This is a genomic window from Streptomyces sp. NPDC101160 (assembly GCF_044768205.1).
Taxonomy (GTDB): Bacteria; Actinomycetota; Actinomycetes; order Streptomycetales; family Streptomycetaceae; genus Streptomyces.
Map to the genome: position 1 here is coordinate 219,754 of NZ_JBIWPJ010000010.1, position 13,670 is coordinate 233,423.

The following is a 13,670-nucleotide window of genomic DNA, read 5'->3' on the forward strand; positions in this document are numbered from 1 at the left end:
GCGGCTGCCCCGGACCTCGAAGGGTCCGGGGCAGCCGCATGTCATGCCGCGCTCTCGACGGTCGCTTTGCGCGCCGGAGGCGTCCAACGCCCGAGCTCGATCTCCTTGTCCAGCCGCGCCTGGAAGTGCGCGTGCGCGGCTTGCATCTCGGCTTCACGGTCGGCCTTGTAGAAGGGCCCGACGTAGCCGGCAGGGGGTGGGGTGTTGGCGGGGTCGGCCAGGTGGGCTTCGAAGTCGAGCCAGTCCTGCTTCGTCTGGCCGTGGCCGTACGTGTTGAAGTTCTCGGCGATCTTGCGGCCGTTGGCGTCGAACCAGGTCTTCGCCTCGTAGTCGTGCAGCTGCGGGTAGCGCGACTTGAAGATCGCGACGAGCTGATCGGCGGTGATGCCGAGCCAAACGGATACGAGCGCATCCATCTCCACGAGCGCGGCGCGTCTTTCGTGCTCGGTACGGAGCGGGGTGTCGTAGTCCCAGGTGGGCTTCAGACCCGCAGCGAGAGGCGCCAGTCCTGGCCAGGCGGGGTTGGCCCAGTCCTCGTAGCCCGCCCACCGTGGGTCGAACAGCTCTTCCCAGAGGGGGGCGTAGTGGTCCGTAAGGCCATTGAGGCGGAGGGTACGAAGGAGTAGTGCTGGCGCCAGCGGGTGCCGAGGATCTGCTGCAGGCATCTTGCTGGCTTCTCTGACCTGGAGGTTCGAGCGTCCCGTGATGCGTAGCAGGTAGTCGAGCGGGAGAGTGGCCCAGAATCCAGCATTTAGCGTGGTGAGACGGTTTGTCGGAAGGGCTGCCGAGTAGACGCCATGTACGTGGGCAGGGCCAGGCGGGATGAGAGCCGCGTGTAGACAGCGGCTGCTATCGAAGGGGATCATGCGTCGCCAGGCCAATCGGTAGTAGGAGCTGGACGGCTGTCCATTCCAGTGATCTTGGGCGGCGAGGTATGAGTTCTCGTCAGCTGCGCGCACGTAATTGGTCACAGGAGAGAAGTCGCTAGGGATGCTTGCTGGTGAAATCGGATCCCAGTCGCGATTGTTTCGGCACGGCACGCGCGGCTGCTTGGAGAAGGGGAGTGCCGCAGTAAAATGTGGGCCTTGAAGGACTACCTGCCTGAGGCTCGATACTTCCCTGTTCTCCCAACGAATCAGTCCGTCCTTGGTTGCGTTGGTTTCGTTGTATCCGGCGGAGATTGACGGGAGGAAGTCGGACAGGTGAAGTTCGAAGGATGCCATCGCCTCCACGGCCCCTTGCTCGCTGCCCAGAACTGGATATAGCAGTGGGGTTCGGGCAGCGCTGCTGGTCGAGTCGGTCAGCGCGTTCCAGCTCGTCAGTAGCTTCGTATCCACGTGTACTACTCGATCGCGGTGCGGTCGAATGTCCCATGAACCGTTGTGTTTGATTCCTGGAGCCTCGCCATGCCCATCGTGATTCAGGGAAGCGGGCAAGACCTCGGCATCTCGCAGCTCGCTGACGTGCAAGAACTGAGGTTCCTGAGGGGTTCCGTAGATGTGCATCCCAAATTCCTGCGAGCGATTCAAGTCTTCGAATGCCCAGTTGGAGGAATTGACGAAATGGGCATGCATGCGCAGGTGACGGTATGCTTCGGCTCGGAGTGTGGCCTCATTGGATCCGCCAAAGTGAGTATCTGGATGGATCATTCCGGCGCTACCGTGTCGAGCGATGTTCTTCCAAGCGCGCGCCATGAAGGCTCGGTATAGATCCCCCCGGGTACCGACGAGCAGTGGGTACATGACCGCGCTGCTAACAATGTCGGCTGCGCCTGCGTGGGTCGACAACTCGTTAAGGACGAACTTCCTGCTGCGCTCTGTGGAGATCAGTGCTTCTTTGCGCCTTAGCCACTCCGAGGCGTCCGGCTTCTTCGACAGGGCGAACCACGGATCAAGCTCGGCCAGGACCAAGTCCTCCTTCCAGTCCGGCCGAACCCACGGCGGATTCCCCACCTGCAGGTCAAACCCACCCCGCCCCCCAAACACCTGGGCGTACTCCAGCTCCCAGTGGAAGAACCCCTGCTGCCTCGCCACGTCCCCCGCGACCCCCACCCACGGGAACCGCCCCTCCAGCCAATACGACCGGTCCATGCCCATCCAGTCCGGCAGATCGTCCTCGTACCGCTCCAGCGCGTCGAGCGAGTCGAACGACGCCACCAGCGACTCCGCGGGCACGTCGTGCGTGCCAAGGAGCGCCTCCGCGAAGTCCAGCCAGTCGTCCAGGTTCGCCAGCGGGATGACCTCGCGGCGCTGGCCCGCGAAGGACTGCTCGCCCTTGCGCGTGCCCTTGCGCCGCTTGTCGATGTCGCCGCGCCTGACCTCCTTCACCGTGACGTTCCCGAGGAGGTCGACCTCCTCGTACGTACGGATCACGTCCGACGCCCCGGACTCCGCAGCAGCCCCGCCCTGCGATGCGGGCACGACGTCCGCCCGCTCGTACCGCGCGTCGGTCCCGTCCAGCAGCGCAGCCTCCTGCACCGGCCAGAACCACAGCGCGCACCACGTGTCCATGAGCTTCTTCAGCCGCCAGTACGGGGTGTCCACCGCCGTGAGGTCGGCCAGCACCTTCTCCCGGGGCACGGCCTCCTTCGGGCGACGCAGCCATTCCGCTTCCGCCTCCCACACGTCCACCCGCCGCGAGATCTCCCGCTCGGAGATCGTCAGCCGCTGCACGACCAGGTCCCACAGGTACTCGGCCCGCCGGGCGAGGCCCTGAAGGCGGGCCGTCTGCTTCGCCGTCGGGGACTTCGTGACCGTCTTGCGCCACGCGCCGAGCGCCTTCGCGGCCTCCGGCGCCAGCGCCTTCGCCTCCTTCTCGGCCGCGACCGCGCCCCACTCCTTCGCGGGGAGGAGGAAGTGGTGCACCGCGCCCTCCGGCAGCGGCACACCCGCCTGCGCGTCCGCCAGCGGATAGCGCTCCGGCGTCGCCCCCAGCCAGCCGCCCTTCTTCAGGCGTTCGGGGCCGTACACCTCGCGCCGACCGCCGATGAGGGAGTTGCCGCGCCGCAGGTGGAGGCCGAACCAGGGGGCCTCCATGCCGGGGTGCATGGTGTTGAGCCACAACGACACCTCGGCCAGCTCGACCGCCGTCTCGTTGAGGTCGACGCCGTACGAGTTGTGCAGGGCGATGTACGCCTTGGCCTTCTGGAGCTCGACGGCGTACTGCTCGGTGTCGATGGAGCGGCCGAGTTCCTTCTGCCGGCGGCGCAGGTATTCGGCGGCGACCTGGTTGATGGCCTCGTTGAGGAACGCGCCCGAGCCGAGGGCCGGTTCGCAGATTTTCCAATCCAGCAGCTCCCGTGCCTCGGTCACCGTGCCGTCCTGGTCCAGGCGGTGCTGGAGGGCCAGCTGCACCGTGACCTTGGTGAGGGACTCCGGGGTGTAGTAGGACGCCGAGGTCTGGCGGTCGCGGCCGGAGAGCCGGTAGACGAACGAGCCGGGGGCGTACCGGACGCGCAGCTCCTCGCCCGTGTCGCGGTCCGGGCGCCGGACGAAGACCGTGTCGGGATACTCGTCGGCCTTGGACTTGGGCACCAGCCAGGAGCCGTCCTTCGGGTCGCCGCCCTTGGCGACCTCGTACAGCTCCTCGCCCGCGATGAAGCCGGAGTACGACATCAGGCCCTCGTACACGGCGCCGAGCTGGTTGATGCCCAGCTGGGCGTACGAGATGAAGCCGCCGCGCTCGCCCTTCCTGCCCTTGGTCAGCATGAGCTTGTGCAGGACCTCGTACAGGGTGGCGTTGCGGAGCCGGGTGTCGAGGTAGCGGACGCGCTCGCCGCGGGCGAGAGCCTCATCGGCGTCGTACCGGGGGTCGACGACGGCGTCCGCGCCGATCAGCTTGATCGAGTCCCGCTCGAAGAGCGTGGAGTGCAGGGGCTCAAAGCGCAGGCCCAGGTCCTCGCTGGTCTTCGCGCCGACGGCGTCGGCGGCGCCGAAAGTGTCGGCCGTCTCCGCCGTCTCCGCCGCCTCGCCGTGGGTGCGGCGCGGCCGGTAGCCGTCCTGGACCTTGCGGAACAGCAGGTCCAGGGACTCGTACAGGTAGAAGCCGCGGCGGGACTTCTCGTCGACGAGGTCGCGCTCCGCGACGAGCTCGCCGAGCCGCCCGAGGCCGTAGCCGAGCTGGTACTCGGGATAGTCGGACGGCAGGATGCCGAGCTCGGGGCGGGCCTCGGCGTACAGCAGGAACAGGATGCGGTAGAGGTAGCGCAGCGACTCGCGCGTCAGCTGGCGGCCGAGTTCCGGGAGTTCGCCGATGTCCTGGGGACGTACGCCCTGCTCGCGGAGGCGTTCCAGGACTTCGTTGGCGATCAGCTCGACGCTCAGCCGCAGGCCGTCGCGCAGCTCGCTGGAGACGCCCACCGCGTGCTTGGTGGACTTGCCGACGAGTTCGGCGAGCGGGTTCTCGCCGCCTTCCTCGGGGGTGCGGAGCGAGTCGGCGCCGAACAGCGCGGCGACGGTGTCGAGTTCGCCGCCCGGGCGGGTGTCGTTGCGCTGAAGCGCGATGTCGAGGGAGACGGCGAGGTAGCGGCCCTCACCCCAGACCATCCGGTCGGCGAGGACGACGACGCCGCCGACGAGCAGCAGGACGTAGCGCGGTGCCTCGTCGCAGGCGAACAGGAACGAGGCCAGCTTGGAGCCGGTGGTCAGGCTGTTCGAGCCGTCGAGGACGACGGGGTCGAGAAGGCGGCCCGGGCCGTCGGGGTCCAGGGCGGCGTCTGCCTCGGCGGCCCAGCCGCAGTCGATGGCGACGAGGCCCTTCTCGGCGTGCGCGACCGTGATCTCGTGGCTCTGGCCCGCCCGCCAGACGGTGAGGTTGCCGGGCTTCGCGTCGTAGCCCAGTGCGCGCAGGACCTCGGCGTTCAGCGCGTGTACCCGCTCCCGCCAGGCGGGGGTGTCGTACGTCAGCGCGTCGTCGCCCGCGTCGGGCACGGAGGCGGTGCCCTCGGCGTCCTCGGGGAGGGCGAAGAACGAGCGGGCCCGGAAGTAGTCGCGGCGCAGTGCCCGGAGACCGGCCCGCGGAGTGACGGGCAGGGCCTGCTTGGTTTCCTCGCGCAGGATGTCGGGGCCCTCGGAGGGCGCCGCCTCTCCCGTACCGGCCGGCGGCTTGGCGGCTTCCTCACGCTCCTTCCAGGTCTGGAGCAGGCCCGTCTTGAGGTCCTTGGGCAGCACCTCGGCGAGGTAGTGGGCCGAGAAGTAGTCGCCGCGGTTGACCAGGGAGTCGTACGTCATGACAGTGGCTCTCTCAGAGGGCGGCGGGCGTGGCGGACAGGGGCGCGGACGCGGCCGGTGGTGCGTCGGGGTCGGGCAGCAGCACCGCGAGCACGCGGAGCATCGGGCGCTGCCCGGTGGTCAGCAGGTCGTCGGCGAGGTCGGTGAGCCGCCGCTTGGTGTGCTCGCCCGCCAGCGTGGGCTGCTCCCAGTCGCCGAGCCGCAGCTTGTGGCGCTCGATCGACTCGCGCAGCGGCCGGTCCCAGGCGTCCCGGTGCCGCTCCATGAAGCCCTCGGCTGCCTCAAGGACGGCGGGGATGGCGGCGGCCAGCGGGGCGGGGTCCCGGTGGCGGAGCTTGTTCGCCATCGTCGGGCCGACCCCGGAGCGGCGCAGCAGCGACACCATGTCGTCGTCCACGGCCCCGCTGCGCGTCACGCCCATCCACTTGACGACCGTCGGCCGGCCCAGGGCGTTCGAGTACACGCCCTGGACGAGGTAGGTGGGCTCCGCCACCTCGGCCGTGATCATCGGCGCCTCCTGGCGCCCGAGCCGGACGAGGACCTTGTCCGTCAGCCACTCGACGACCGGGTGCAGATCGGTCAGCAGCGAGATCTCCGGCCAGCTGGAGGTGGAACCCGCCTCGCGGGCTCGCTGGAGCGAGTGCTGGGCGAGCCGCCGGTTGAAGGTGACCAACAGCCGTTCGCGCAGCCGCTGTTCGCGCAGGTAGTCCACGGGCAGTGCCTTGAGGCGGTGGAGGAGGTCGGCCGGGGGACGGAAGGACAGCAGGCCCGACTGCTCGTCGCGGTCGAGGTCCAGGCGGTCGCGGGCGTCCGGGTAGACCTCGCGCAGCGCCTCGTCCAGGAAGTGGGCGGTCGAGTCGAAGAGGCGGGGGAGGACGGTGCCCGTGCCCTCACCTGTACCGGTGCCCGTGGTGTCCCCGGCCGTCTCGGGGGCGGACTGCCCGCCGGCCTCCGTGTGCTCCGCCTGCGGCTCGTCACCGACCGCACCGAAGAAGTCTGCCAGGAAGTCGTCCATGGCATCCGTGCCGGCGTCCTCGCCGGACCGGCGCCCGTCGAGGGACTCGTCCACGGTCCTGCCGCGCAGCAGATCCTGGATGAGGGACTTCTCCTCGGCCTCCGCGCGGTAGAGGCCGGTGACGGCCTCCGCCGTGCCGAGCGAACGGTGCGCCTGGTCCTCGCGCTCCAGGAGCCGCTCGGAGACCAGGGTGTCGTCCTTCGCGCCCTCGGTGCCGCTGGTGAGGATCAGGGCGCGGAACTGCGGCGGCTGGGCCTGCCCGTAGCGGTCGATGCGGCCGTTGCGCTGCTCGATGCGGATCAGCGACCACGGCACGTCGTAGTGGACCAGCTGGTGGCACTGGCGGTGCAGGTTGACGCCTTCGGAAGCCACGTCGCCCGTCAGCAGGATCCGTACCGGAGCGCCGGCCAGCCCGAACTCCTCCACGACCCGCATCTGCTGCTCGTCGGACAGACCGCCGTGCATCACGCGCAGGCAGTCCTTCGCGGTCCGGCCCCGGAAGCCGAGGGCGGCGGGCAGGACGGTTGCGAGCCACTCCAGGGTCTGGACGCGCTCCGAGAAGACCACGACACGGGTGTCGGAGGACGGGCCGACGCCGATGCCCTGCAGCTGTTCCACCAGCGCGGCGAACTTCGCCGAGTCCGCCTCCGTCAGGTCCGCGGCCAGGTCCGCGAGCCGGTGCAGGGCGGCGAGCTCCGCCTCCGTGGCCCGGGGGTCGTCCTTCTTCTCCAGGGTCTTGATACGGGCGCTCACGGTGGCCTTGAGCGCCGCGTGCGAGGAGAGGAAGGACTTGAGGAGCGTGTACGGGAAGAGCGGGACGGAGCTCACGGACGGGCTGCCGTCGCGCGGCAGCCAGACGGCCGCCAGCTCCTCGAAGATCCGCTCCTCGGCCGGGGTGGCCGGGCAGTGCACGGCCTGGGACGGGCCGCGGTCCGCCCACTGGCCCTTCATCTGCTCGCGGACCTCGGTGCTGACCTTCGTACGGCGGATGAAGAGGTGCTCGATATCCTCGGCCCGGTAGTTCTCCGGGTCGCGGATCGCCGCCGGGTCCAGCAGGGCGATCAGCTCGGCGAACGACCTCGCGTCGCCGTTGTGCGGCGTGGCGGAGGCGAGGATCAGGGCGTCGGTGCGCGGCGCCAGGGTCTGGGCGAGCTGGTTGCGCAGGGAGCCGCGGTTGATCAGGTTGTGCGACTCGTCGATGACGACCGCGTCCCAGCGGATCTGCTCCAGGTGATGGCGGTACTGGTCGGTGTTCTTCAACGTGTCGATCGAGACGATCACGCGCTTGAAGAAGGTGAACGGGTTCCGTCCCGCGGGGATCTCGCGCTGAATCCGCTCGATGCCCACCGAGTCCAGGCGGACCAGCGGAATGGCGAACCGCGTCCACAGCTCGTGCTGGAACTGCTCCAGGACGTGCTGCGGCGTGACGACGAGGATGCGCTCGCCCCGGCCGCGCCGGATGAGCTCCGCGAGCGTCAGACCGATCTCCAGCGTCTTGCCCAGGCCCACCACGTCCGCGATCAGCAGCCGGGGACGCAGATTGGCGCCGGAGAGCGCGAGCTCGGCGGGGCGGCGCTGGTAGGGGAGCGGGTCCAGGAGGAAGGAGTCGGCGAGCGCGAGCCGCCGCTCGGACTGGGGCAGCGCCGTGCGGCGCAGCACGGCCTCCAGGAACAGCCGAGAGCGCCGGTAGGTGGGGGAGTCGTCCGCGATCAGGCGGGTGTCGCGCGGGTCGATGAGCTCGACGGTGTCCAGGCCCGTGAAGAACACGGCCTCCTGGTCCCGCACGAAGTCGGACACCCCGACCACCTCGACCCGGGTGCCGTCGTCGGTAGTCGGCACCGCGTTCCTGACCAGCCACACCTCGTCGCGTACGAGCACCTGCGCGCCTGCCGGGAACTGCTCCTGCCCCGCCGCGTCCGACGCGTCGCCGTGCTGCTCGGGGCTGGTCTGGACGGCGGTCACCCGTGTCCTCCTGTGGTGTTTCGTGACGGTTGTGGCAGACCCCTCAGTATCGCGGGTCCGCCGGCATCGTGAGCCCGCCGGTGTCAGAACGCCGCCTGGGCCGCGTACACCTCGCGGAGCCGCTGTGCGGTGATCCGGGCCTGGGCGGAATGGAGCCGCTGCCCGGGCCGGCCGCGGGGAGCGCGGGGAGTGGTCGGCGGCGTGGACGACGGGCTGTCCGCGCCCGTGGCGGGTTGCGGAGCGGCGGGCGCGGACGAGGGCGCGGCGGTTCCGGACCGCGGCGCGGGACGGTCGACGAGCGTAGGGGTCGGCTCGGGGGCGACCTGCTCGTCGGCGTCAGGCGCGGGGACGGCCGGCGGGGTGGCGTCCGGGGAGAGCACCACGGTCGGCCCTGTCGTCGGCGACGTGTTCGTCTCGGGAACCGCCGGGGCCGCCGGGACGGTGGGCGGCAGCGGGAGGGCGACCGTCGGCGGTAGGCTGTCCAGCGGATGCGGGGGAGCCGCCGTGTGCGTCGTGAGCCGGCGCCGTGCCTGGGCGACCTTGAAACCCTGCGCCTCGATGACCGCCCGGCACTGCTGGACGACGTCGCTCAGCGCCGGCCGGTCCTCGGCCCGGTGCGCGAGCATCCCCGTCAGCAGGGGCACCAGCTCGTCGGGGACCCCTGACAGGTCGGGATCCGTCTCCGGGTCCGTGACCTGGTGGAAGAGGACGTGGATGTTCGCGGCCTGGTACGGGAGGTGACCGGAGACGGCGAACAGCATCACGGCGCCGAGCGCGTGCACGTCGACCGCGGGGGACAGCGGCCGGTCGCCCCGCGCCTGTTCGGGCGCCATGCAGGCCGGGGTGCCGACCACGGCGTTGGGCGCGGTCAGGGACACGCTCGACTCGGCGAACACCGCGAGGCCGAAGTCGATGACCTTCGGCCCGTTGGGGCCGAGCAGCACGTTCGCGGGCTTGAGGTCACGGTGCAGCAGACCCTGCTTGTGCACCGTGGCGAGCGCTTCGGCGAGCGTCGCCCCGAGGGAGGCGGCGAGCAGCGAGGGCAGCGGGCCGTGCAGGGCCACGTGCCGGCTCAGGTCGGGGCCCTCGATGTACTCGGTGGCCAGCCACGGCGGATCGGCCTCCGCGTCGGCGTCGAGCAGCGCCGCGATCCGCGCACCCCAGATCGTCTTGAGGATCTCCACTTCCTGGGCGAAGCGCTGCCGGGTCTCGGAGTCCACGACCGACGGCTTGATCACCTTGACGGCGGCTGGCTCCCCACCGGGTGACTCGCCCAGGTACACCTGCCCCATGCCACCGTGCCCGATGCGGCCGAGCAGCTCGTAGCCGCCCAGCTCGACGGGGTCATGCGGGCTGAGGGGAGCGATGTGCACGAGGGGCCTTTCTGCTCGTGAGCGTGAGGACGGAGCTGACATGTCCGGTCGCACCGCACACGGTATCCGGCCGGAGGCCGGTGCTGTACGGGCGCGGAGATAGCCGGCTATCCGAAGTCGCGCCTGCGTTCCGCGAGGCACCGAACCCACAGTTCGTGGGCCCGGCGTGCCTCGTGCGCCGATTCCCGGGCGAAGGCCTCGTCGGCGAAACCCACGGCCGCGACCTGCTCCACCACGTGGACGAGGTGCGCGGCCACCTCGCGCAGGCGCTCGGCGTGCGCCGCGCGCAGCCGTGGCACCAGCTCCTCCTCGCGGGCGGCCATGGCCATCAGGTCGTCGAAACCCGCGTCGTCCGCGTACGCGGAAGGGAGAGCGGGCAGGTCCGCCCCGGTGAGACGGCGCACGGCCGGCAGGGCGCGCTCGGCCGCCTCCTCCCGTCCGAGGACACGGTGCAGCAGCTCCCGGGCGCGGTCCGTGCCACGGACGCGAGCGGAGACCGCGTCCAGGGCGTCCAGCTCCAGGCCGACACCCGGCTCGTCCTCCGCCGCGAGCAGGGCGCTCAGCCGGGCGGCGATCGCCTGGCCCGTGGCCGACGCGTCGTCGATGACCTCGTAGCAGGCGTCGAGCTCCTCGAAGGCGCGTTCCGCCGTGCGGATGGCAGCCGTCACCATGGCCGGGGTGTCACCGTCGAACCGGCCGACCGCCTGGGCGAGCTGCGCGGACGTCATGGACACCGCCGCCAGCAGGTCCTCGGTGTGCCGCTGCCTGGTCGGTCCGCTCGTCGTTCCGGTGCCCACCGTTCCCCCTCGCCGTGCCGGTGCTCCGCTCCCGATCATGGACGTCGGCCGCCGTGCACGGCAACGCGCGGCCGGATCTGTGCCGGCCGAGGCGTCGGAGTTGGCCGGAAATACGCGAAGCGATGCCGAAGTGGATCACGAGCGCCCCACAATGCACCCGGCCGTACCCTCTGACCCAAGGACACCGATGCTCGATTCGTACCCGGAGTTCCAGCTGCGCCTTCCGTACGGCGGGCCCACGGCCAGAGGCCGGCTGCTCACCGAGAGCGGGACCAACGGCAGCCAGAAGATGGTGGTGCTCGCGGGCTCACCGGCGCGACCCGACGTCGTCCCGTCGTTCCCGGAGAAGGCGCCTTCCTCGTACCGGCTGCGCGAACGGCTGATCGCGGACGGGGTGATACGCGAAACCTCCACGTGGCCGGGCTGGCTCGAAGTGGTCGAGGACGTGGAGTGCAACTCGCCCTCCGCGGCGGCGGACATCCTCGTGGGCCGCAGCAGCAACGGGTGGATGGAGTGGAAGACCGAGGACGGCCGGCCGCTCGCCGACTTCCTCGACCAGGTGTGGTCGGGTCCCAGCCGCGCCTGGCTGGTGCGGGGGCCGCACTCTGCCGGCCCCGACCTGTTCCGGCGCGCGTGGCTCCCCGAAGGCAGGGTGTCCCTGACCGCCGCCCACCTGCGCCCCGCCGCCACCCAGGGCATCAGCAAGGAACAGCTGCGCACCTTCGTCGACGAGGACTACGGGTCGACGGCGACGTACACCGAGAAGCCGCAGCTCGTCGAGGAGCTGCACGCCTTCCTCTCCAGGATGCGGCCGGGCGACACGGTGTGCGCACTCGCCGACGGCCGGCTCCACACCGGGAAGATCACCGGCAACGTCGAGCACCTCGTCGCCGACGACGGAAGCCGCGTCCTCTGGCGCCCCGTGGAGTGGGGAGGCGACGGCTTTCCTCTGAACGAGCTTCCGCAGGACCTGCGTCAGAAGCTCTCGTCGCGCCACGACGTGGTCGACCTCACGACCGTCAAGGCCGTCGTCGACGGCCTCGGGGTCAGCGACGAGGAGCTGGTGGAGGAGGCCCTGGCCGACGGCACCGGGATCAGCGCCGAGCCCCTGGCCGTCACCGCCCGCCGCGACGTGGAGCTGCCCGAGCCCACCGAGGAGCTGCGGAAGGAGCTGCACGTGCACCACCTCGAATGGCTGCAGGAGATCAGGCAACTGCTCCACGACGAGAAGCAGCTGATCTTCTACGGCCCTCCCGGGACGGGAAAGACCTTCCTCGCGCAGAAGCTCGCCGCGTTCTTCGGCGGCGGACCGGAACAGGTCGAACTGGTCCAGTTCCACCCGTCGTACTCCTACGAGGACTTCTTCGAGGGCTTCCGCCCCCGCGAGGACCCCGGCACGCGCGAGGTCGCCTTCCGGCTCACGGCCGGCCCCCTGCGCGAGTTCGCCGAACTGGCCCGTAGGGAGGGCAACCGGCACATCCCGCATTTCCTGGTCATCGACGAGATCAACCGGGCCAACCTCGCCAAGGTCTTCGGCGAGCTGTACTTCCTCCTCGAATACCGGGACCTGTCGGTGCGGCTGACCTACTCGGACGAGGACTTCTTCCTGCCCCCCAACCTCTTCGTCATCGGCACCATGAACACGGCCGACCGCTCGATCGCCCTCGTCGACGCGGCGATGCGCCGACGCTTCGCGTTCGTCGAGCTGTCCCCGCGCATCGACCCCACCCGAGGGCTGCTGCGTTCCTGGCTGGAGGCCGAGGAGAAGGACGCCGAACCCGCGGACCTGCTCGACGCCCTCAACGCCCGTATCGACGACCCCGACTTCAAGGTCGGACCGTCGTACCTGATGAAGCCCGGCGTCTACCGCGAGGGCGGACTGGAACGGACCTGGCGGACCAAGATCCTCCCGCTTCTGGAGGAGCACCACTATGGCGAAGGCGTGGACATCGAGGGCCGCTACGGCCTGCCGGCACTCCGCAGGGCGCTCGCGTCACGCACCACCTCGCCCGAACCGGGCGACGGGACCGACGCGCAGTGACCTCCGACGTTCCGCTCGTCGAACACGGACCCGCGCGTTCGGTCCGGCTCCCCGACGCCGTGGGCCGCGCACTGGCCGCCTCCAGGATCCTGGAAGAGGCCGGTCCGGACCCGTACGAGCCGGGCGCCTGGCGGCTGCGCGCCGGCAGCAAGGTCGGCGCCGTCACGCTGACCGTCCCGGGCGGCGAAGGCGTCACGGTGCGGATCACTCCCAAGGTGCCGATCGCCCGCCTGCTCTTCCTGCTCGGCTACAGCAGCGACCCCCCGGGCTGGAGGGACGGCACCGTGGACCTGGCCGCGCACAACGACCTCCTCCCGGCGTTCGCGCACGCCGTCGAGCGCCAGATCGACCGCGCACTGCGGCAGGGCCTGCTCCAGGGCTACCGGACGGCCGAGGAGTCGTCCCCTGTCGTACGCGGCCGGCTCCGCGAGTCCGAACAGATCCGCCGCCGGTTCGGAATGCCCGTGCCCGCGGAGGTGACGTACGACGAATTCACCACGGACATCACCGAGAACCGCCTCCTCCGCGCGGCTGTCGACCGGCTTCTGCGCCTCCCCGGTGTCCCCCGGACCGTACGTACGCGCCTGATGCACCAGCGGTCCCGGCTGGTGGACATCACACCGCTCACCCGGGGGCAGACACCACTCGGCTGGCATCCGACGCGGCTCAACACCCGCTATCACCCGGCGCTCCACCTCTCCGAAACGGTGCTGAGGGGGTGGTCGGCCGAGCACCTGCCCGGGCAGCTGCGCATGAACGGATTCCTGTTCGACATGAATGGCATCTACGAGGACTTCATCTGTACGGCACTACGGGAGGCCATGCGCCCCTACGGTGGCAGAAGTGTCTTCCAGGCCCGGAACATCCACATGGACGAAGGGGATGCGATCCGCCTGCGACCCGATTTCGTCTGGTACGGAGAGTCCGGCACCCCACTGATCGTCGCGGACGCCAAGTACAAGGCCCGCAGAAAGCCCGGCTTTCCGAATGAGGACCTGTACCAAATGCTGGCCTACTGCACTGCCCTGGGGCTGCCGGAGGGGCACCTGGTGTACGCGATGGGCAACGCGCCGCACACCAGCCACCACGTCCGACACGCTGGCACCGTCCTCCACCAGCACGCCATCGATCTGGACCAGCGGCCTTCTGGGTTGCTTGCCGAGATCGACGCGCTGGCTCGGCGCATGATCAGTTCTGCTCCGATGGGGCAGCCACTGTGAAGCGATTCCGATGACGCGTGATGCGAGCGAGGTC

6 protein-coding genes are annotated in these 13,670 nt (G+C 70.1%); 2 read left to right on the top strand and 4 right to left on the bottom strand.

Annotation, left to right across the window (positions count from 1 at the left end; all coding sequences use genetic code 11):
• Window positions 1-41: 41 nt before the first annotated feature.
• The 4 genes from ACIRSU_RS30810 to ACIRSU_RS30825 all read right to left on the bottom strand — a co-directional run bounded on the left by ACIRSU_RS30810 (window position 42) and on the right by ACIRSU_RS30825 (window position 10,375).
• On the bottom strand, window positions 42-5,228 hold the full coding sequence (locus ACIRSU_RS30810) for a class I SAM-dependent DNA methyltransferase (protein WP_403799038.1): 5,187 nt from the start codon (window positions 5,226-5,228) through the stop codon (window positions 42-44).
• A gap of 13 nt (window positions 5,229-5,241) precedes the next feature.
• Window positions 5,242-8,205, bottom strand: a complete 2,964-nt coding sequence (locus ACIRSU_RS30815) for a DEAD/DEAH box helicase (RefSeq protein ID WP_403799041.1) — start codon at window positions 8,203-8,205, stop codon at window positions 5,242-5,244.
• Window positions 8,206-8,288: 83 nt separating this feature from the next.
• Window positions 8,289-9,578 (bottom strand): protein kinase, encoded by a 1,290-nt coding sequence (locus ACIRSU_RS30820; protein ID WP_403799043.1) that lies wholly within the window; start codon window positions 9,576-9,578, stop codon window positions 8,289-8,291.
• A gap of 107 nt (window positions 9,579-9,685) precedes the next feature.
• Window positions 9,686-10,375 (bottom strand): hypothetical protein, encoded by a 690-nt coding sequence (locus ACIRSU_RS30825; protein WP_403799046.1) that lies wholly within the window; start codon window positions 10,373-10,375, stop codon window positions 9,686-9,688.
• Between the two features lie 187 nt (window positions 10,376-10,562).
• On the opposite strand from ACIRSU_RS30825, the gene ACIRSU_RS30830 reads away from it, so the two are divergent.
• Both ACIRSU_RS30830 and ACIRSU_RS30835 read left to right on the top strand, forming a co-directional pair.
• Window positions 10,563-12,416, top strand: a complete 1,854-nt coding sequence (locus ACIRSU_RS30830; RefSeq protein ID WP_403799048.1) for a DUF4357 domain-containing protein — start codon at window positions 10,563-10,565, stop codon at window positions 12,414-12,416.
• A complete protein-coding gene (locus ACIRSU_RS30835) occupies window positions 12,413-13,636 on the top strand; it encodes an McrC family protein (protein WP_403799051.1) in 1,224 nt (407 codons plus the stop codon). The genes ACIRSU_RS30830 and ACIRSU_RS30835 overlap by 4 nt, the downstream gene beginning before the upstream one ends.
• Window positions 13,637-13,670 lie beyond the last annotated feature (34 nt).

Excerpts from the sequence above, each read along its gene's own strand:
- ACIRSU_RS30810 (WP_403799038.1), bottom strand. The coding sequence starts at position 5,228 with ATGACGTACGACTCCCTGGTCAACCGCGGCGACTACTTCTCGGCCCAC.
- ACIRSU_RS30830 (WP_403799048.1), top strand. The coding sequence starts at position 10,563 with ATGCTCGATTCGTACCCGGAGTTCCAGCTGCGCCTTCCGTACGGCGGG.